This window comes from Deltaproteobacteria bacterium (genome assembly GCA_011773515.1).
In the GTDB taxonomy this organism is placed as follows: Bacteria; Desulfobacterota; Deferrimicrobia; order J040; family J040; genus WVXK01.
This window is the reverse complement of record WVXK01000101.1, coordinates 9,684-29,810: the sequence shown is the minus strand read 5'-3', so window position 1 is coordinate 29,810 and position 20,127 is coordinate 9,684. Positions and strand designations below refer to the sequence as shown.

Here is a 20,127-nt window from a genome sequence, read left to right as displayed (position 1 = left end):
ATTACCATCCCCTCCAGTTTCACCCCTCTTTTTTCGTCCACCACGGTGCAGGCCCCTCTTTCGGCCAACTGCCGATTGACTTTTCGCCCGATATTTCGGAAAATCTGAAGATCGAGCCAAATGGTGCAGGGGAGGAGAAATGGTCCAGAAAACGAAGAAAATCTGGTTCGACGGGAAATTTGTCAGCTGGGAGAAGGCCACGGTTCACGTCCTCTCCCACACCCTTCACTACGGGGTAGGCGCTTTCGAGGGCATACGCTGTTACCGGACGATAAACGGCTCCTCCGCTGTCTTCCGTCTCGGGGAGCACGTGGACAGGCTTTTCGACTCGGTGCACATCCTCTCGTTGAAAATTCCCTTCAGGAAAAGGGAAATTGTCAGCGCGGTCAAGGAGACCCTGAGGGTGAACAAGCTCCGGCAGGGATATATACGGCCGGTGGTCTTTATCGGAGCCGGGGACATGGGGCTCTTCGTGAAAAAGAACCCCGTTCACACGGCAATCGCCGTGTGGCCCTGGGGTGCCTACCTGGGGGACGACGGTCTGGAAAAGGGTATCCGGGCGAAAGTGTCGTCCTTTACCCGGCACCACGTAAACGCCTCCATGACGAAGGGAAAAATCAACGGGTACTATGTAAACTCCGTCCTTGCCAAGTGGGAGGTTGTAAAGGCGGGATATCAGGAGGCGATCCTTCTCGACACGGAGGGGTACGTATCGGAAGCGTCGGGAGAAAACATATTCATGGTCAAGGACGGTGCGATCAAAACCACCCCGCTTGCGTCCATCCTCCCGGGAATAACGAGGAGCTCCGTCATCACCATTGCCGGCGACCTGGGGATCGAGGTCAGGGAGGAGCACTTTACCCGGGATGAGCTCTACACGGCAGACGAAGTCTTCTTCACCGGCACCGCCGCGGAAATCACTCCCGTTCGGGAGATCGACGACAGGAGGGTCGGTAGGGGAAGGCCCGGGAGGATCACGAAGACCCTCCAGACCGCTTTCTTCGACATCGTCGGCGGAAAGAACGCACGGTACGAGAGCTGGCTCGATTACGTTGAGTAGAAGCCCCCTTCTGTCCGGCGGGGGCATGGTAAAATACTCTCAATGGTCGTTAACGAAATCTTCACCAGCATTCAGGGGGAATCCACCTCCCAGGGCCTTCCCTTCTCCTTTGTCAGGCTGACGGGCTGCAACCTGCGGTGTGCCTACTGCGACACCACCTACGCGTATGAAGAGGGCAGGCTCATGGATATCCCGGCAATAGCTGCGGAAGTGGAAAAGCTGGGCCTTCCAGGAGTTCTCATAACGGGCGGGGAACCCCTCCTGCAAGGGGAAACCCCGGAGCTCATCGACCTTCTCGTGAACATGGGGTACGCCGTTTCCATCGAAACCAACGGCTCTTTACCCCTTTCCGGCCTGAACAGCCCCTGCGTTAAAATCGTCGACGTGAAGACCCCCGGGTCCGGCGCGGGAGGGTCATTTCTGGAAGAAAACCTCCGCTGCCTCGGCAAAACAGACGAGATCAAGTTCGTCGTGACAGGCCGGGAAGACTTCGACTTCGCCCGCGCTTTCATCGACGAAAAGCTCCGCACCTTTCCGGGAACGGTGCTCTTATCCCCTGCATGGGGGCACGTGGAGGCCGAAACCCTCGCCGGCTGGATCATCAAAGAGCGGCTGCAGGTGCGGCTCAACGTGCAGCTGCACAAATACATATTCGGAAGCAGCACACGGGGTGTGTGAAGATGATACACGAACGGGGTGTGGTACTCGTTTCCGGCGGGATGGATAGCTGTATTCTGGCCGGATTTGCAATGAGGGAGGTAGAAGAGCTCCTGTTCCTCCACGTGCGGTACGGTCAGAGAACGGCGGAGAGGGAGCTCAAGGCCTTCCACGATATCGCCGACCATTACGGGGTCAGGGAGCGGCTCGTGGCAGATATCTCCTACCTGAGAGAAATCGGCAGCTCCTGTCTGACCGACGAAGAAATAGACGTCCCCCTCGGGGATTTCCGTGAAGACGTGATCCCCCCGTCCTACGTGCCGTTCAGAAATGCACACCTCCTCTCCATCGCCGTCTCCTGGGGGGAGGCCAGGGGCGCAACGGCGGCATATATCGGGGCCATCGAAGCAGATAGCAGCGGATACCCCGACTGCAGACGCACCTTCATCGAGGCCTTCAACAGGGCCGCCGATCTGGGGACGAGGCCAGAAACCGATATGGTCATCAAAGCCCCTTTTATCGACCTTATGAAGAAGGACCTCATCCTGATGGGGAAGTCCCTGAACGCCCCGCTCCACCTTACCTGGTCGTGCTACCGGAACGAAGACATTGCATGCGGTGCGTGCGATTCCTGCTACCTGCGGCTGCAAGCCTTCAAGAATGCGGGGATACAGGATCCGATACCATACAGCACAAGGCAAGGAGAAACAGCCAGACCGTGAAGAAACAACTGAGAAGAACATCCCAGATCCTGTTCCTGCTGATCTTCTTCATTCTCCTGATAAAAACGGACTACAGCGGGCAGAACGAGATTCCCTATCCCGTGAAGATATTCCTGGACTTCGACCCCCTGGCCTTTTTGTCAACGCTCATATCGGCGCACACCGTTCCTGCCACGCTGCTCCTTTCCCTTTTCCTGGTCGGCCTCACGATATTTCTCGGGAGGGTTTTCTGCAGCTGGGTATGCCCCCTCGGGACGCTGACGAATGCCGTCTCTTTTTACGGCAAGCCCCACGAAGAACGGAGGGGAGAAAAGAGCAGGCATGCAAGATACAAATATCTCCTCCTGTTTTTTGTCCTGGGCGGCGCGCTGGCCGGGATCGAGATAGCGGGAATATTCGACCCTGTTTCGCTCATTATCAGATCCCTCTCCCTCTCCGTCATCCCCGCCATCGACTGGCTCACCCGGGCCGTCCTCGAACCCCTCTACATAGCGAACATCCCGCTCCTTTCAGAACTTGCCGACCTTATCCTCTCACTTCTTGAAAAAACCATCCTCCCCTTCAGGAGCGTCTTCTTCAGGCAGGCCCTCCTCGTGGGGCTTCTTTTCGCCGGAATCCTGGCGGCAAGCCGCATAACCACCAGGTTCTGGTGCCGGTATCTGTGCCCCCTCGGAGCGCTTCTCGGCCTCCTCTCCCGGTTCCAGGTCCTCAAGCTCACCATGAACGACCGCTGCACTGCCTGCAACCTCTGCGCCGCCGTTTGCCAGGGGGGTGCGCGCCCGCACGTGAGGGACGGATGGTCCTCCACGGAGTGCATCATGTGCTTCAACTGCGAGAAGGAGTGCCCGGAAGAGGCGCTGGAGTGGACGTTTTCCCTGAAGGGCACGAGCAGAGACAGAATCGATATTCGCAGGAGAAGGTTCGTCCAGGCTTTCGGGCTGGGGATCGTCACGGTGGGCTTTCAGAAAGCCACGCCTGCGGGGCACGTGACGCCGCCGCTCCTGATCCGTCCTCCCGGCTCCCTCGCCGAGGAGGAGTTTCTCAGAAGGTGCATACGGTGTGGTGAATGCATGAAGGTCTGCATAACGGGAGGCCTGCAGCCTACCCTGCTGGAGGCGGGAATCACGGGAATCTGGAGCCCCCTGCTCGTCCCGAAGATCGGCTACTGCGAATTCAACTGCACGCTGTGCGGGCAGGTGTGCCCCACGGGCGCCATTAAAGAGCTGATGCTTCCGGAAAAGCAGAAAACAAAAATCGGGCTCGCCTTCGTCGACACGGGAAGGTGCATTCCCTTTGCCTTCGGAAGGCCATGCATCGTGTGCGAAGAGTTTTGCCCGACCCCGAAAAAGGCCATTTATTTCAAGAAGATCAAGAGCCCGGACGGTGAAGTCGTGAATGCGCCCGTGATCGACATCGACCTGTGCATCGGGTGCGGCATTTGCGAGACGGTGTGCCCGGTGAACGACATTCCCGGCGTCCGGATAACCTCCGCAGGTGAAAGCCGAAACCCGGACAAGAGGCTCGATCTCAAGGCAGTGGGCTACCCCGCTAAATAGGTGCCTTTTCTGCCCGGTTCGGGGAAAAATCCCCTTCCGGGGCCGGGTAGTTATTTTATTGACACTCACTGAAAATATATATATTATGCATCAACCTTTTCTCAACTTTTCTGAAACAGAAGATGACATTGTGTCGTCTTACCTGCGAAAGAGAACGTGGAGAGAAAAGAGGACAGAATAAAAAACGACAAATCGGTGGTCCCATGGCATACTTCTACGACAAAAAGTTCCCCTTAGACCCTGCGGTTGAGCCCGGCGGCTTCAACGTGGAGATCCTTCTGGAGATGCGCAAGACACTGATCCATCTGGACAGCAGCCGGCCTGTCACCAAGCTCAACGAAAACATCATGGATTTCATCAGCACGTCCGTTATCTTCGACTTCCCCGATGACGAGATCGGATAAGGTAAGCAGGGAACCGATTATGCCGTGAGAAACTTGTCGAATACGCTCCGGATATTTCCCGTAACTTCTTTATACTTTTTCTCGAAAGCATCCCGCGACGTCATGCCCAGGAGGACGATACCCCTGTCTTCGACGAGAAAGCGCTCTACCGACGCATCGTGAACCAGGCGCAGGCTTACCTCGACATCCCTCAGGAAGCGGTATCCCTCGTCGAGGATGGCAAATTCCTCCTCGTCGATGATCCCCTCCCTGCTCAACTCGAAGAGGGCTTTCAGGGTATTTTGCGTCCTTGTGGCCGGCAATTCACGCCCGTGAAGCAGCTGCAGGTACTGGACGAGAAATTCCACATCCACCAGCCCCCCCCTGCCGAATTTCAGGTTGTGGAACCCTCCGCTCTCTTTGCCGAGCTCCCTCTCCATCCTCGAGCGGATATCGCTCAACTCGCTTTTGAGCGACGGTGGGGTGGGCGTCTCGTACACGTAGGATGCAATCCAGCGACCAACATCCTTCCCGAAATCCCTGTCATCCACCACCACCCTCGCCTTTATGAGCGCCTGCCGCTCCCAGATCCGGGCATCCTGCTCATAATAGTTCTTGAAAGCACTGAATGACGTGACCAGGGGCCCCTGGCTCCCCGACGGTCTGAGCCGCATGTCGATCTTGTAAACATACCCCTCCTTCGTTACCGTGGAAAGGTTTGATATGAACCGCTGTGCGACCCGCGCGAAAAATTCCTGGTTCGTGATCTTCTTCCTTCCCTCTGCCCCCCCTTCCGCGGTAATATCCGTCTCTCCCATGTGGGAGTAGATGAAAATGATATCCAGGTCGGAGTGAAAATTGAGCTCCTCACCGCCGAGCTTACCAAGCCCCACGACAAGAAAAGAGGCCTCTTGTTTCTCGCCGGCCTCATCGACGTACGAGGGCACTCCATATTTCTTCAGAGCCTCCCTCCTGGCCAGAAACAGGGTGAACCCCATCGACACTTCGGCCAGGGCCGACAGCTGAAAGGAAAACTCCTCGAGGGAGAGATTCCCGCCGAGCCGGTGTATCCCGATCCGCAAGAACTCCTCGCTCCTGTACCGGCGCAATATCCCGAGCTCATCCTCGAAATGCTCTGCCAGCACGAGCTTTTCCCCCAGCTCCTTTCTCATCTCCGTCTTGTTCTTGATCACGGCGGACTGGCCTTTCCTGAGAAGGACATCCAGCAGGTCGAGATTATTGGTGAAATAACCGGAAAGGTACTGACTCGACCCGAAGAGCTGGACCAGGGGCTCGATCACCCCCGGGTTTTCCGATAACAGGGCGTAAAACGTCGTCCGCGCGCCGATTGCCCGAATAAACGTGTCTATGTTGGAGAGGGCCCTGTCGGGAGCCGGCGTTTCGATTACCCTCTGCAGCAGAAGGGGCGCTATCTTTCTCAGATAGTTGCGGGCCCTCTGGGTCATCCGGGATGATTGCGGCCCCGACCGCAGAAGGTCGAGGTTTTTCGAAGCGCCGCCGGGGTCCGTAAATCCCATTTCGGCGAGCGTCGCCAGGGTATCCTCGAAAGACATGTCCCCGTAGAGCAACCCGATTACCTCGGGCGCAACATCCGACTCCACTTCGGGTTTTTCCTCGGCAAAGAGCTTTCCGAAGATATCCCTGACCTTTTTCCTCTTCCTGGCCAGCTCTTTTTCAAAGTCCGGAACGGACTCAAAGCCCATGAGGTAGGACACCTTTTCAAGGTCTTCGTCCCGGGGCAGGAGCTGGGTCTGCATTCCCCGCAGCATCTGTAACCTGTGCTCGAGATTTCGTAAAAACCGGTAGGCATCGGCAAGGGTCTCCTCCTCGGGCGGAGAGAGGTATCCCTCCTCCCGGAGGGAGACAAGGGCCCTCATGGAATTTTCTTCCCTCAGGGGTGGATTTTTCCCCCCGAAAATCAGCTGGTGCGACTGAATGAAAAACTCTATCTCCCGGATACCCCCTTCGCCGAGCTTCACGTCCCACATGTGCTCCTGCTTGACCTTCAGGGAGAGGTCGATCCTGCTCTTGAGCTCCTTGATCTCATCGACGGTGACGAAATCGAGAAATTTCCTGTACACGAATGGGGTGAGCATCTTGATCACCCTCTGGCCGAGCTCCCTGCTGCCGGCAACGGGTCGTGCTTTTATCAGCGCCCCCCGCTCCCATGTCTGCCCCCAGGATTCGTAGTACACTTCCAGGGCCCTCTTGGAGTTGGCCAGAGGCCCCCGCGTCCCGTCGGGGCGCAACCGCAAATCAACCCTGAAGACGATTCCGTCACCCGTTACCTCGCCGATGAGCCGGGTCACCATCTCCGCCACTTTGATGAAGAACTGGTGAAAGGTTGTCTCCTCACCGGCTCGCCTTCCATCCCCGTTCACCCCCGCCGGAAAGACACCGTCTTTCTCGTAGACGTACATGATGTCGATATCGGAGCTGAAGTTCAACTCCCGTCCCCCCAGCTTCCCGAGGGCAAGGACGCAGAACTGGCACTCTCTTTCCTCACCGCCCTCGCCTTCGATCAGCGGGATCCCGAACCTCTTCTTCAGGCTCGAGAGGGCAAACTGCGTTGCGCCGCACAGGGCGGCCTCTGCAAGGTCGCTGAGCGCCCGGGCTGTCTCCTCCATCTCCGCCAGGCCCCCGAGGTCCCTCAGCCCTATCCGCACGATCTCACGGCCCTTTATCTTTCTCAAAAGCTTCGATACGTCGCCCTCTTCCGACAGCTGGCCCGTCGCATCGATGATCTCCTCCCGCAAAAGCTCCCCGTCGAGGGACTCCCGGCACCTGCCTTCGGAAAAAAGCCAGTCGAGCAGCTCGCTGTCCCTTGCCAGAATGTCGGTCAGGTACTCGGAGCAGGAAAGAACGGGCAGGATGAGCTTCGAGGTCTTCTCCTCCAGAACGACCTTCGCCACTTCTTCGGCCCCGAAGGAAGCGGCTATTTTCATGAAATTCAGGAGGAAGAGTTCCTGATCGGGCACCCGTGACGAGAGATTGAGCATCGCAGAGGCAATCTTTTCTCCGCAGACTGCTTCCAGTTCTTTCCAGAGAGCGTAGCTGCTCATTTCATCAGGGCTTTTATTCCCGCGTTGTAGGGGGGCTTGACCACCCCTTTTTCGGTGATAATAGCCGTAACGAGCTTCGCCGGCGTTACGTCAAAAGAAGGGTTATAGACGGAAACCCCCGAGGGAGCGATTCTCGTTCCCATCAGGTTCGTCACCTCCGATGCGTCTCTCTCCTCGATGGGGATCTGCCTTCCGCTCTTTATCTTCCTGTCTATCGTCGAGATCGGCGCGGCCACATAGAAGGGAACGCGGTGATGCTTCGCCAGAACTGCCAGCGGGAAGGTTCCAATCTTGTTGGCCACGTCGCCGTTGCCCGCAATCCTGTCCGCCCCCACGATGACCATATCCACGCCCCCCCTCGCGATGATGGATCCGGCCATGCTGTCCGTGATGAGGGTGCAGGGGATGTTGTCCTTCATGAGCTCCCAGGATGTCAGCCGCGCCCCCTGCAAAAAGGGCCGGGTTTCATCGATCAGGACGTGTACCTTCTTCCCCATCTCGATGGCTCTTCTCACAACGCCGAGGGCCGTCCCGTAGCCCCCCGTCGCAAGCGCCCCCGCATTGCAGTGGGTCAGGATCGTGCTCTCCTTCTTCATCAGCTTCGCACCATTTCGCCCTATCGACCTGTTTGCCTTGACATCCTCCTCCAGAATGTCGAGGGCTTCCTTCTCGAGGCGGAAGAGAATCTCCTCCGGGTCGCGATCGCTCACACGCTCGAATACGGCCTTCATCCTGTCGAGGGCGAAAAAGAGGTTCACCGCCGTCGGCCGCGTCCCCGCAAGTATCCTGTATGCCTCCCCGAACTCCTCTTTGAGCACCCTCTTTCGATTGATGGCCCCCTTGAGGGCAAGAACGATTCCGAAAGCAGCAACGATGCCGATAGCCGGGGCTCCCCTGACCACCATCGTCTTTATGGCGTTGCCCACCTCGACACAGGTTTTCAGCTTCCGATAGCTCTCCCTGATGGGAAGTATCCTCTGGTCAAGGAGTATCAGTTCATTGCCGGTCCAATCGATGTGCTTGAAATTCATGTTTCCCCCCCCGCGTAATTATTCCCTTCCTTGTCCCTTCCGCGAGATAGCGCTCTCTTCCCGCGACCCCGCAACCTTGGCATCTTCCCCCCTTTGAAAGGGGTATCTGGTGTCATAACCGGCTTCACCTGCGAATGACATCGACTCCCAGGACGCTCTGCATCTGCTCGAGGGCAAACACGTGGCTCTTTCTGTCAAGGCCGGCGACGATACGCTCATCCACACGCACGTCATACCCTCTCAGGACAGCATCATAGGCTGCGTAGAAGATACAGATATTCGTCACGCAACCTGCCAGGTGGAGCGTGTCGGCCCCGAGGTCCTTCAGCGTCCGGTCCAGAGACGTTCTGTAGAAGCAGGAATAGGTCGTTTTCTCGATCACCTTGTCCCCCGGCCGGGGCGCCAGATCCTTGACGACTTCCGCGCCCTTGGTGCCCTTCACGCCGTGAGCAGGCCAGCCGAACCGTTCAAACTCCACGTCCTTCTTTGCGTGAGCATCGTTGACAAAGACAACCGGCTCCTTTTTCCTCCTGGCCGAAGAGATCCTCTTCTTGAGGGCAGGGATGATCTTTTGCGTCTCCGGGACATACAGAGGCGCCCCCTTAAGAACGAAATCGTTCAGCATATCGATGATTATCAAGGCACTTTTTCCTTTTCTCGCCATTATTTCTCCCTCTTTCCGGTAAAGTGGTTAAAACAGTTTTTTCTCCTTTATGGCGTCGAGAAGCTTCTCCTCGATCTTTTTCCTCTCCTTCTCAAAAAGATCCTTCCCCTTTTTTTCCAGGAGCCGCTCCGGGCTCAGGATGACCCGCAGCCCGTTGATCGGCCCCACGATGCGCAGGGGCAAGACCAGGTTTCCCCTGTCATCGGCTGCAAACTTTCCGATGCCCCTCACATCGCCCACGATTTCCCGGGGAATCACCGCGTCCCCCGAGAAAACGAGCCTGTTATCAGGCGTCAAGCGGGCCTCGCCCTTCAGGCGGAAACTGTCGGTTGTGAACTGAAAGTCCCTGACCACCGCTTCGCCCGCTGCAATTTCGAAGGGAGCGTAGACGTCATCGAACACCGTTACCGTCCGTTTGTGCTCGGCCTTACCCGTATGCCGCTCCACGAGGCCCCCGATGCCCGCCGCGCTTCCTATGTCTGACAGAAGGTCCACCCCTTCGATCTTGCCGCTCTGAATCCTGATCTCACCGTTTCCCGAGAGGGTCCTCCTGATATCTGCAGCCGACGAGCCTTGACCCTTCAGGGAGAGCTTTACCTTCGCCACGCCGTCCATGAAGCCCCCGAAGGATGTCACGCTCTTGAAAAAATCGAATACCGATACCCTGTCGGATGAAAAGCGCATCGTAAACGCCCTGTTATTTGAAAACGGGGAGTAGGAACCTTCTGTTTTCGCCTTTCCGTCAAAGATGCCCACCTCGATCCCTTCCCACGTCACCTCTCCCTTGTCCAACCGGAGGGTTCCCGAAACGTTGTTGAGGTTGGCACCTTTGTACCTGAGCGTGTCCACGGAAACCTTCGCTGCAATGTCGGCTTTCTTCGCCATATCGGGGAAGGTCTTCCGCTCCCCGGCCCCTTCCTTTTTCTCTTTCTCTTCCTTCTTTTCCCCCTTGGCCCTTGCCTCCAGAATCGAATCGATGTCCAGGAAGTTCGCCCTGGCGGTAAAGTTTCCCCGGGGGCCATTTCTCATGGTGATATTTCCCGAGAGGGAAACCCTCTGTCCGTTCAACAGGCCCGAAAGCGGATTGAGGGAAAAACCGTCCCTGTCCATCTCCAGATGGCCGGCAAGGCTCCGAACATTCAGGCCCTCACCCGGGAGCTCGAAGTCGACCGATTTCAGGTCGGCCCGGGCGGAAATGGCTTCCCTCTCCTTGCCGCCGCCGCGGACAGATACCGACGTCGTCACGCCTCCAGAAAGGTTCAGCTGCGACAGGTCCTTGAAAAACTGGCTGACCGATTCCAGCTTGTCAATGGTAAACCCCGATCTGAGCTCATAGCGGCCGCTTTTCGCATTGTACCAGCCGTTTATGGACGAGATGATCTGGGGCAGCCTGAACTCGGCGTTCGAGATTATGACGTTATCTCCCCGGTATCTTCCCTGAAAGATAAGGCTCAGCTCGGAATCGGCGTACTTTTCAAAGGTGTCCCGGTAGAAGAGAATGGCCTCGGTCAGGTCCATCTCCCCCTCGAAGCCCAAGTCATCGGGTGTTCCCGCAGCGGCGAGTATTACCCGGCCCTTCCCGCGGGAGCGCAATGGCAGTTCTTTGCCCGTTATGCGGGTGTAGATGGCGGAAAGTTTTTCGACGTCCAGTTTTTCCGACGTAAGCACCCCCTCGAACTCGGGTATCTCCCCGGCCAGAACCACGCCTCCCCCGATATCCACCGGCAGATCGAGAATGTTTCCCGACAGGTCAAAGGAGACATCCCCCGCCCCCCTGGCCATTGAGGTTACCATGCAGAAGCCGGAAAGATCGACGACACCGGCGAGAGGCTCGAGGAGGGTAACGGCCAGGCTCGTTTTGACCTTTCGGTCAAACCCGATATTGCTTATCTTCAGGTTGACCGGTGAGACCGTTACCTGCTCCACTCTGTCCCCCGACAGCTCCGCGACGAAGGTGTAACTCCCCTGCTTCACGCTGACCGTTTCAATCTCCAGGTCGAGGGTTTCGTCCTCCCTCTCCTCCTTCACCGCTGCCTCCTCCCTGCTGCCCACCAGTTTATCGAGCACGTCATCAATTGAGAGGTGGCCATCCCGGTATTTCCTCAGAAACAAATGCGGGGAATCAACGACCACTTCCTTTATCCTGAGATTCCCCAGGATAAGCGGTATGACCCTCATCTTGAGCTTTCCCGAGCTGAACTCCAGGGGGGGCTCCTCGGGGTGGATCCTGTCCCCGGCAATCTTGAGGTCGGCAACCTCGAAGGCCAGTCCTCCCAGGAGAGAAAAGTCCACCTTTCCCAGCGATACGCTCCTGCCCACTTTCTCGCTCAGGGTGCGTTCGATGAGGGGCCGGTACTTCTCGGGCTTGAGGGTGACGGAGAGGTAAACCAGGAGAGCGCCCGCGATTAAGGCGAGGGCAAGTATACCTGCTGCAACGATCCTCTTCATGCTATGCCTCAATACATTGTCCAACCCGGAAATCAGGGTTCGAGCAATCTTTTCAAAATTTCATTCACCAGGGCGGGATTTGCCTTCCCCTTCGTCTCCCGCATCACCTGGCCAACGAAAAATCCCAGGACCCCCTTCTTTCCCTCCCGGTAGGTCGTCGCTTCGCCGGGATGGGCATCGATCACCTTTTGCGCAATCTTCTCGATCGCGGCCTCATCGCTTACCTGTCTCAGCCCCTTCTCTTCGATTATCTTCACCGGGTCATCCCCGGTCTGGTAAACGATCTGAAATATCTCCTTCCCGATCTTCCCGCTTATCACCCCTTCATCGGTTGCCTTCACGATTCCTGCAATGTGGGACGGCGTGAGCTTGGTTTCGGTGATATCCACCCTGTCCTTGTTGAGCTCCCGCAGCACCTCGGTCATCAAAAGGTTTGAAATCGCCTTCGCGTTCCCGTGCACTGCCACCGCCGCCTCGAAGAAATCGGCCAGGGCCCTTGACTGGCAGAGGACTTCGCTGTCGTAGGCGGGGATGTTATATTCCCTCTGGAACCGGTCTCTCTTTGCGAGGGGGAGTTCCGGAATGGACTCCCTGATCTTTTCTATCCAGCCCTCGTCGATTTCAAGGGGAACCAGGTCCGGGTCGGGGAAATACCGGTAGTCGTGGGCCTCCTCCTTCGTCCTCATGCTCACCGTTTTTTCCGCGGCCACGTCCCAGAGGCGTGTCTCCTGAATGACCTGGCCGCCCTCCTCTATGGCCCCGATCTGCCGCCCTATCTCGTACTCGAGGGCTTTCTCCACGTTCCTGAAGGAATTCATGTTCTTCAGTTCCGTCTTGGTTCCGAATGCAGACTGGCCCCGGGGCCTCACGGATACGTTGGCGTCGCACCGGAAGCTCCCCTCTTCCATGTTCCCGTCGCATATGTCCAGGTAGACCAGGATGTCCCGAAGCATCCGCAGGTATGCCCCTCCCTCTTCCGGGCTCCTTATCTCCGGCTCCGAGACGATCTCCAAAAGGGGCACGGCTGTGCGGTTGAAATCAACCAGGGAAAAGTGCGACTGCTCGAACTCCGCCTCGTGGAGGAGCTTTCCTGCGTCCTCCTCCATGTGGATGCGCGTCAGGTTGATCCGTTTCCTGCCCCCCTTCGTGTCGATCTCGACGAATCCTCCCTCTGCGATGGGAAGCTCGTACTGGGAAATCTGATACCCCTTGGGGAGGTCGGGGTAGAAGTAGTTCTTCCTGGCGAATATACTCTCCCTCCGGACGGTGCTCCCCGTGGCAAGGGCAGCCTTGAGCGCAAAATCCACGACTTTCCTGTTCAGGACAGGGAGCACACCGGGCATTCCCGTGCATACGGGACAGGTGTTGCTGTTCGCCTGCCTGCCGAAGGCCGTCGAGCAGGCGCAGAATATCTTCGAGTCCGTCTTGAGCTGCGCGTGGACCTCCAATCCGATAACCGCCTCAAACTCCATCAGCTCTCCTCTCTGGCCCCGCTCTCCCCCGCCACGCCGAAAGCCCCCAGGACAGACTCGAGGGCCGAGGCAACCTTTATGAGGTCCTCCTCCCTGAAGTGTTTCCCGATTATCTGGACCCCCACGGGAAGGCTTTCCTCGTCCCGGCCGCAGGGCAGAGAGATCCCGGGGAGGCCTGCCAGGTTCGTCGGTATGGTGAAGACGTCCGAGAGATACATGGTGAGGGGATCCTCCGTCTTCTCTCCGAGCCTGAACGCCGTGGTGGGAGACGTGGGTGTCACCAGGACGTCCACGGCGTTGAATGCCTCCAGAAAGTCCCTCTTGATCAATGTCCTCACCCTGAGGGCCTTCCCGTAAAACGCATCGTAGTAGCCGGCGCTGAGCGCGTACGTGCCAAGCATGATGCGCCTCTTCACCTCCACGCCGAAGCCATCCGCCCTCGTCTGCCGGTACATGCCGATAAGGTCGGAATACCCCTCGCTCCTGTACCCGTAACGCACCCCGTCATACCGGGCAAGGTTGGAGCTGGCTTCGGCAGGTGCGACGATATAGTAACAGGCAAGCGCGTAGTCCGTGTGGGGGAGGGACACCTCGACAATCTCGCACCCGAGACGTTCCAGGGCGGCAATTGCGTTTCTCACCTCCCGGTCCACCTCGGGCTGTATCCCGCCGACGAAGTACTCTTTCGGGATGCCCACCCGGGTGCCGGAGAGGTCCCGGCCGCACCACTCACGGTACGGAGGAACCCCCACGTCAACCGACGTGGAATCCTTCGGATCGTAGCCCGCTATCGCTTCCAGGAGAATGGCCGCGTCCTTTACCGTCTTCGTGATCGGGCCCGCCTGGTCGAGGGAGGAGGCGAAGGCGATCATGCCGAACCTGCTCACCCTGCCGTAGGTCGGTTTCACTCCCACGGCGCCGCAGAGGGAGGCGGGCTGCCGGATCGATCCCCCCGTGTCGGTCCCGACGGCCGCCGCGCACAGGCCCGATGCCACCGCTGCCGCGGATCCGCCGCTGGACCCGCCGGGGATCCTCCCCCTGTCCCAGGGATTTCTCGCCGCCCCGAAGTAGGATGTTTCCGTGGAGGAGCCCATCGCAAACTCGTCCATGTTCTGCTTGCCCAAAAGAACGGTTCCCGCATCGGAGAGCTTTCTGTAAACCGTCGAATCGTAAGGGGGAACGAAGTTTGACAGGATCCTGCTTCCACAGGTTGTCAGGATCCCCCCCGTGCAGAAAATGTCCTTCAGGCCGATCGGAACGCCGTGCAGCGGCCCCCTGTCCTCGCCCCTTGAGAGGGCTGCGTCCATTTCATCGGCCCTTCTTATCGCTTCATCGTTCAGGACCGTCACGTAGGAGTTTATCTCTTCATCGTGGGCATCAATCCTGCTCAAATAGTGCTCCGTAATCTCCCGCGACGTCACCTCTTTCTTCCTCAAATACTCGGCAAGATCCTCAAGTGTCAGGTGATGTAGCTCCATCGCACTTCCCTTCCCGCCTCAATCCTCGATAATCTTCGGCACCCGGAAGCAGTCTCCCTCCCTGTCCGGCGCATTTGTGAAAATCTTTTCCCGTTCAGCAAAGGATTCGACCCTGTCATCACGCAGAACGTTTCTCAGGGTGATCGCGTGTGCAGTTTCCCCGATATCCTGCGTATCGAGCTCATTGAGCTTCTTCATGTACTCGAGAATGTTTCCCAACTGCTCGGTAAAGGCTGCGACCTCGTCATCGGTGAGCGCAAGCCGGGCAAGCCGGGCAATGTGCAGAACCTCTTGCGCCGTTATCGGCATGTCTTCCTCCTGGAGGGGGAACTCCGGGTAGGTTCAATGTACCACATCCCCCCGGTATTTCAAAAGAACGGCAACCTCCGGCAATCAGCCCTTGTCCGGCGTAACACCCTCTTTTTTCAGTTCTTTTTCCGCATCTCTCTTGATCTTCTTTTGCCCCTCAGATGCCTCCTGCTGGATCATCGCCTTGCAATTATCGCAAATGCTCCCCTCCATGAGCCTCTCTTTTCCACAGACCATGCACCTGCTTTTTTTCTCAGCCATCCCTTCCTCCGTACCCCGGTTTCAGGCAACCGGTTTGTTTTCGACCCGCTTTTAAAAAAAAATGCCCTCCCTACTATGTTAAAAGAATAGCCGCAAAAACGAAAGGAATTAAGCAGACAGCGGGAGGTTCACCGGGGCGCATGCTCAATGTGCAGGGAATCCCGATGGCCCGTAAACCGCTGGAACATAGATATTCCCGCGGGGGGATCCGGCCCGTGTCCCAAAAGAAGGGGTTGAGGAGAAGCGCCCCGTTCGACGTTTGCGGGAAAGGGAAAAGAAATGCCTCCTCGTCCAGAGCCGCTCCGGCTCTTCGCCGTGCCGTTCTGTTCTCGGCAGCCGGAGAGGGGATTTACCCTACCGGGCGCCGATAACCTTGCCGGCAACCTCCCGGCCGAGCTCCACGCACCGCTGAAGCTCATCCTCCGATGGTGCCATTCTCACCCTGACCGGCTCTGCGGCGAGCTTCATCCTCATGGTGGAGAGTATGTCCTGCACCATTTTTATCGCCTCACCGCTCCACCCGTAGGAACCGAACACGGAAAAATGCATGCCCCTGACGGTGAGGACCACCATGTTGGAGATGACGTTCAAAATCGGCTTCGGTATGGTGGCGTTCAGCGTGGACGTTCCGAAGATAACGGCATCGGCGATTTCGATCTCGTCTATTATCTCGTTCATCGAAACGTCGACGGTGTTTATGAGACGCACCACGGCGCCCGCTTTCTTTGCCCCCTCGCCGACTTTCTTCGCCATGGCAGCCGTGTTGCCATGGGCAGACGCGTAGACCACGAGAACCCTTTTCTCGTCCCCCTTGCGCTCAAGTATCGTTGCCCTCTCCCGGTACCACTCGACGTAATCCCAGGGGGCTTCACGGAGCACGGGACCGTGGGAAGGGGCGATGATCTCTATCTCTTTATCCCTGATCTTGTCGCATGCCTTGATGATGTATTCCTTGTACGGCCGCATGATGGTGTTGTAGTAGTATCGGAACGCCATCTGGGCCGTCTTCTTCTCATCCTCATCGAGCTCGTCGTTGAAGAGCTTCTCGGTGCTGTAGTGGGCCCCGAAGCAATCGCAGGGAAACAGGACTCTCTGGGTCTCATCGTAGGTAAACATGGTGTCGGGCCAGTGCAGGTAGGGAGCCAGGACAAAGGAGAGCTTTTTCCCGCCCAGGTCCACCTCCTCGCCGTCCTCAACGACCCGCACGTTGTACTCGGCATTTACGATGTTGTCCACAAAGCCCTTCGCCGCCTTCGACAGGAAAACCGTCACGTTCGGATTTACCCTCAATAGCTCGACGATGGCACCGGAATGGTCCGGCTCGGAGTGATTTACCACGACGAAGTCCAGCTTCTCCGGCGCAACATGCTCCGATATCTTTTCCATCCACTCGGCGTGAAAAGGATGGTTCACGCAGTCGATAACACCCGATGCCTTCTCGCCCATGACAAGGTAGGAGTTGTAGGTCGTTCCGTACTCGGTGGGAATGACGATATCGAAGACGGCGAGATCGGGGTCCTTGGCCCCCACCCAGAAGACACCATCGGTAACCTTGATCGAACCCATTCGTTCACCTCCAGCGCTCGATTGCGTTATGTGTTTCCTTACTCCTCGACTCTCTCAAATTCATCCTTGGTGGCGCCGCAGAGCGGGCACACCCACGCCGCCGGGATATCCTCGAAGGCAGTGCCGGCGGGGACCCCGTTATCGGGGTCGCCTTCCTCGGGATCGTACACGTAGGTGCAGAGAATGCATCTGTACTTTTCCATATCATTCCCCTCCTCAAACGTATCTATCAGTTTAACACATGGCGGGAACCACGGATGCGGCGATTCACGGGCGCTTCTCCGGCCACACGACCCGGATCCCCTGAGAGCCGGGGTTCCAGCCCCCTGCCGGCCGTGGGGACCGAACCGATTCACCATTTCCCTTGATCCTACTGTATCATAAACGATACCCTGAATGCAGGTGCCGGCATGGTGGGAAACAGGGAGGATGAACATGGAAGTAATTGAAAACAGGGCATCATGGGAAAATCAGTTTATCGCCTGGGCCCGCCATGCCGTCCCGGTGATCGAGGGCGGTGAAGTCAAGAAGGCTTTCTCCACCTACCCCTTCGTGGTGAACAGCACCTCTTTCCTCCAGCCCCCGCGGGTACCACCGAAAGATGCGAGGGTTGCGCTCATCAGCTCTTCGGGAGCCTTCGTCGTGAAAAACCAGGAGCCTTTCGATTCCACCAATCCCCTCGGGGATCCCTCTTTCCGGCCCGTTCCGGCAGACACCGGCATAGGTGAGATCAGCTTCAGGCACGAGCAGTACAAGAAAGAGTATGCCACCGCCGACCCGAACGTCGTCTTTCCCCTCTGGCTGCTCAAGGAGCTGGCAGCCAGGGGAGAGATTCGCGAGCTCTTCTCCCCCGCTCTCTCCTTTTCCGGCTATATCGCGAACCCGGGATACTTCATCGACACGACGGGGGCAGAAATCCTCGGGCAGCTCCGGGCCGGGGACGTCGACTGCGCCCTCCTGGTCCTGGTCTGACCCGTCTGCACCCAGTCCGGCGGTCTGCTGGCCAGGAAGATAGAGGAGGGCGGCATTCCCACGGTTACCCTCGCCGTGTTCGAAGGTATGGCGAAAAACGTACGGCCCCCCCGGACCCTGATACTCCCCCATCCCCGGGGCGCGACGCTGGGCGAACCCAACAACAGGGAAATGCAGACCCGTGTGTTGAGAAAGGCCCTCTCGCTGTTTGAAACGGTGAATGAGGGGGGGGCCATGGAGACCCTCGAAACGGGGTGGCCAAAAGATACGTAACAAAAATCCGCCCCGCCGGGAAATGCACGCGGTCAAAATGGGGAGGCACTGGTCTTTCGTACCTGATCGATCGCCTTCTCTATGAAGAAGCGTGCAGCATCCACATCGGGAACCGCTTCGATAGCGTAGCGGACGTCGCCCCGAAATTTCTCCGTGGGAAAACGCTTCATGTAGAACGGTGCACCGGGTGCGCTGGCGGAGGCCATGAACCTGATGGTCCCTGCATTGTGCGGTCCCCCGATCCGGATGACCTCGAGTCCGGCGATGCTTTCGACGAAGATCTCGAACTCCTTGTGGACGATAAAGCCGCGGCGGATGATCACCCTCCTGCTGGTAATGGTGTAGCTGACAGCGGAAGACTCGAGGTAGAAGAGGAGGTAGTGGCCCGCCGTCAGGAAGAGGCCGAAGAGAAGGAACGGAAGCGAGCAGAGCAGAAGGGCCACCCTTGCCATTTCCAGCACCTGGGATGACCGGGGAAGACCGAGGGAAAAAAATATGAAGAAGACACTCACGAACAGCACGGGCACCCCGATGAGGGAAAAATACCATGCTTTCCGGGCATAAACCCCGCGAATGGGCCGAAGCATGGCGAAGTGCTCTTCACCCGCTAAAAGCATCGTGGAGGAACTGTCGATCAAACACCGCTCCCTGAAAACCCGTTTTCTGCCCGAAGGCAGGCAGCAGCAGGGTGGCGCGTTGAACCCTGCCACAGGCAAAGTGTACCACAATCGGGGGCCGGGAAACTATCGCACCCTCATCCGGGATCCGCAATAACTTCTATCCGTCACCGGCACCCGGGCCAAAGATGAAAAAAGCCCACGGAGGTGGGCTTTTTGAGATCATGGTCGGGATGACTGGATTTGAACCAGCGACCCCCTGGTCCCGAACCAGGTGCTCTGCCAGACTGAGCCACATCCCGCCCTATGCTGACATTATATAGTCTACGCCACCGTCCGGGTCCGCTTTTTCATCTCCCGTATCGTGGCGGCGTAATCGACGGTCTGGAAAATGCCCGAACCCGAGACGACAATATCGGCACCGGCACCGGCCACATTCCCCACGTTCTCTACTTTTATACCACCGTCGACCTCTATGTCAACGGGAAGCGAATACCGGTCCACCTGCTGCCGCAACAGTTCGATCTTCTGTATCATCTGCGGAATAAAGCTCTGCCCCCCAAATCCGGGGTTGACGGTCATGATGAGGACGAGGTCCAGATCCCCGAGTACCCACTCTATGGAGGAGAGGGGCGTTTGTGGGTTCAAGGAGACGCCCGCTTTTTTCCCCAGCTCACGAATCCTTTTCAGAAGCCTCTGAAGGTGGTCGGTGGCCTCCACGTGGACGGTGATGATATCGGCTCCCGCCGCCGCGAACTCATCCACGTACTTTTCGGGCTCAACGATCATCAGATGGACATCCAGCGGCAACGACGTCTCTTTCCTGAGTGCCTTGACGATCATGGGGCCCACGGTAATGTTGGGGACGAACCTCCCGTCCATGACATCGACGTGCAGGAGGTCTGCTCCCCCCCGTTCAACTTTTTCCACCTCTTCTCTTAGTTTCAGGAAATCCGCCGAAAGAATGGATGGTGCGACTCGAATTTCCTCACCCACGCGCGCCACCTCCTTTTTTTATTCCCGCGAGAAAGAAAATATCTCCGTCGATGAGATCCGGCGCGGTTATCGCGAACAACCCGGCGTCTGTCCAGCCGGGGACGGGGGGCACAATATCCCCCACCGATTCTACCACGCAGCCAGTCGCCCGAGAAACCCTCTTTACCACCTCTTCGTTCTCCCTCGAGGTGAAGGTGCACGTCGAGTAGAGACAGTAGCCTCCCTCCTTTACGCAGAGGATGGCATTCGTGAGTATCTTTTCAGATTTCCCGCCGCAGAGCTCCACATCCCTCTTGCCGATCCTCCATTTCACCTCGGGGTTTCTCCTCATCACCCCCAGCCCGCTGCAGGGGGAGTCGACGAACACCACGTCGAAAGCGGACCGCATGTCCCGGGGCACTTCGCCGGAAAAATCGACCTTCACTATCGAGACGCCGCCGACCCCCATCCTGTCGAAGTTTTTCCTCATGCTCTCGATCCTTGCATCGGACACATCCGTCGCCCACAGCTCCCATGCGGGCAGAAGAGACCGGAGATAGGAGGTCTTTATACCCGGAGCGCTGCAGGCATCGAGGAGCG

20 protein-coding genes and 1 tRNA gene are annotated in these 20,127 nt (G+C 57.7%); 7 read left to right on the top strand and 14 right to left on the bottom strand.

Going from position 1 to position 20,127, the window contains the following annotated elements:
* Positions 1 to 139 precede the first annotated feature (139 nt).
* The 5 genes from GTN70_11275 to GTN70_11255 all read left to right on the top strand — a co-directional run bounded on the left by GTN70_11275 (position 140) and on the right by GTN70_11255 (position 4,399).
* Positions 140 to 1,060: a branched-chain amino acid transaminase gene (locus tag GTN70_11275; protein ID NIO17542.1), complete on the top strand. Its 921-nt coding sequence runs from the start codon at positions 140 to 142 to the stop codon at positions 1,058 to 1,060.
* A gap of 42 nt (positions 1,061 to 1,102) precedes the next feature.
* Positions 1,103 to 1,738: a radical SAM protein gene (locus tag GTN70_11270; GenBank protein ID NIO17541.1), complete on the top strand. Its 636-nt coding sequence runs from the start codon at positions 1,103 to 1,105 to the stop codon at positions 1,736 to 1,738.
* 2 nt (positions 1,739 to 1,740) lie between these two features.
* On the top strand, positions 1,741 to 2,439 hold the full coding sequence (gene queC, locus GTN70_11265; GenBank protein ID NIO17540.1) for a 7-cyano-7-deazaguanine synthase QueC: 699 nt from the start codon (positions 1,741 to 1,743) through the stop codon (positions 2,437 to 2,439).
* Positions 2,331 to 3,995 (top strand): 4Fe-4S dicluster domain-containing protein, encoded by a 1,665-nt coding sequence (locus GTN70_11260; protein NIO17539.1) that lies wholly within the window; start codon positions 2,331 to 2,333, stop codon positions 3,993 to 3,995. The genes queC and GTN70_11260 overlap by 109 nt, the downstream gene beginning before the upstream one ends.
* Positions 3,996 to 4,198: 203 nt before the next feature.
* A complete protein-coding gene (locus GTN70_11255; protein NIO17538.1) occupies positions 4,199 to 4,399 on the top strand; it encodes a hypothetical protein in 201 nt (66 codons plus the stop codon).
* A 17-nt stretch (positions 4,400 to 4,416) separates the two neighbouring features.
* Here the strand turns inward: GTN70_11255 and glnE are convergent, their stop codons facing one another.
* The 10 genes from glnE to GTN70_11205 form a co-directional block, all read right to left on the bottom strand.
* Positions 4,417 to 7,461: a bifunctional [glutamate--ammonia ligase]-adenylyl-L-tyrosine phosphorylase/[glutamate--ammonia-ligase] adenylyltransferase gene (gene glnE, locus GTN70_11250; protein NIO17537.1), complete on the bottom strand. Its 3,045-nt coding sequence runs from the start codon at positions 7,459 to 7,461 to the stop codon at positions 4,417 to 4,419.
* Complete coding sequence (gene mtnA / locus GTN70_11245) at positions 7,458 to 8,492, bottom strand: S-methyl-5-thioribose-1-phosphate isomerase (protein NIO17536.1); 1,035 nt, start codon at positions 8,490 to 8,492, stop codon at positions 7,458 to 7,460. The genes glnE and mtnA overlap by 4 nt, the downstream gene beginning before the upstream one ends.
* Before the next feature lie 124 nt (positions 8,493 to 8,616).
* Positions 8,617 to 9,156 carry an isochorismatase family protein gene (locus GTN70_11240; protein ID NIO17535.1) on the bottom strand — a complete coding sequence of 180 codons (540 nt, stop codon included), beginning with the start codon at positions 9,154 to 9,156 and terminating at the stop codon, positions 8,617 to 8,619.
* A 27-nt stretch (positions 9,157 to 9,183) separates the two neighbouring features.
* Positions 9,184 to 11,604 carry an AsmA family protein gene (locus GTN70_11235; protein ID NIO17534.1) on the bottom strand — a complete coding sequence of 807 codons (2,421 nt, stop codon included), beginning with the start codon at positions 11,602 to 11,604 and terminating at the stop codon, positions 9,184 to 9,186.
* A 32-nt stretch (positions 11,605 to 11,636) separates the two neighbouring features.
* On the bottom strand, positions 11,637 to 13,076 hold the full coding sequence (gatB, locus tag GTN70_11230; protein ID NIO17533.1) for an Asp-tRNA(Asn)/Glu-tRNA(Gln) amidotransferase subunit GatB: 1,440 nt from the start codon (positions 13,074 to 13,076) through the stop codon (positions 11,637 to 11,639).
* Positions 13,076 to 14,554 (bottom strand): Asp-tRNA(Asn)/Glu-tRNA(Gln) amidotransferase subunit GatA, encoded by a 1,479-nt coding sequence (gatA, locus tag GTN70_11225; protein ID NIO17532.1) that lies wholly within the window; start codon positions 14,552 to 14,554, stop codon positions 13,076 to 13,078. The genes gatB and gatA overlap by 1 nt, the downstream gene beginning before the upstream one ends.
* A gap of 18 nt (positions 14,555 to 14,572) precedes the next feature.
* Positions 14,573 to 14,863: an Asp-tRNA(Asn)/Glu-tRNA(Gln) amidotransferase subunit GatC gene (gene gatC, locus GTN70_11220; GenBank protein NIO17531.1), complete on the bottom strand. Its 291-nt coding sequence runs from the start codon at positions 14,861 to 14,863 to the stop codon at positions 14,573 to 14,575.
* An 84-nt stretch (positions 14,864 to 14,947) separates the two neighbouring features.
* Positions 14,948 to 15,124 carry a hypothetical protein gene (locus tag GTN70_11215; GenBank protein NIO17530.1) on the bottom strand — a complete coding sequence of 59 codons (177 nt, stop codon included), beginning with the start codon at positions 15,122 to 15,124 and terminating at the stop codon, positions 14,948 to 14,950.
* Between the two features lie 354 nt (positions 15,125 to 15,478).
* On the bottom strand, positions 15,479 to 16,690 hold the full coding sequence (locus tag GTN70_11210) for an MBL fold metallo-hydrolase (GenBank protein ID NIO17529.1): 1,212 nt from the start codon (positions 16,688 to 16,690) through the stop codon (positions 15,479 to 15,481).
* A gap of 38 nt (positions 16,691 to 16,728) precedes the next feature.
* On the bottom strand, positions 16,729 to 16,893 hold the full coding sequence (locus GTN70_11205; protein ID NIO17528.1) for a rubredoxin: 165 nt from the start codon (positions 16,891 to 16,893) through the stop codon (positions 16,729 to 16,731).
* A 232-nt stretch (positions 16,894 to 17,125) separates the two neighbouring features.
* On the opposite strand from GTN70_11205, the gene GTN70_11200 reads away from it, so the two are divergent.
* A complete protein-coding gene (locus tag GTN70_11200) occupies positions 17,126 to 17,662 on the top strand; it encodes a hypothetical protein (protein ID NIO17527.1) in 537 nt (178 codons plus the stop codon).
* An 87-nt stretch (positions 17,663 to 17,749) separates the two neighbouring features.
* Positions 17,750 to 17,935: a hypothetical protein gene (locus GTN70_11195; GenBank protein ID NIO17526.1), complete on the top strand. Its 186-nt coding sequence runs from the start codon at positions 17,750 to 17,752 to the stop codon at positions 17,933 to 17,935.
* A gap of 32 nt (positions 17,936 to 17,967) precedes the next feature.
* Here GTN70_11195 and GTN70_11190 read toward each other — a convergent pair whose 3' ends face one another.
* The 4 genes from GTN70_11190 to GTN70_11175 form a co-directional block, all read right to left on the bottom strand.
* Positions 17,968 to 18,573, bottom strand: a complete 606-nt coding sequence (locus tag GTN70_11190; protein NIO17525.1) for a PH domain-containing protein — start codon at positions 18,571 to 18,573, stop codon at positions 17,968 to 17,970.
* A gap of 204 nt (positions 18,574 to 18,777) precedes the next feature.
* A tRNA-Pro gene (locus GTN70_11185) sits at positions 18,778 to 18,854 on the bottom strand.
* A 22-nt stretch (positions 18,855 to 18,876) separates the two neighbouring features.
* Entirely contained in the window at positions 18,877 to 19,548 is a 672-nt protein-coding gene (locus GTN70_11180) for a ribulose-phosphate 3-epimerase (protein NIO17524.1), read from the bottom strand.
* Positions 19,541 to 20,127: hypothetical protein (locus GTN70_11175; protein NIO17523.1), on the bottom strand; the 587-nt coding region annotated here is incomplete at its 5' end. The genes GTN70_11180 and GTN70_11175, both read right to left, overlap by 8 nt.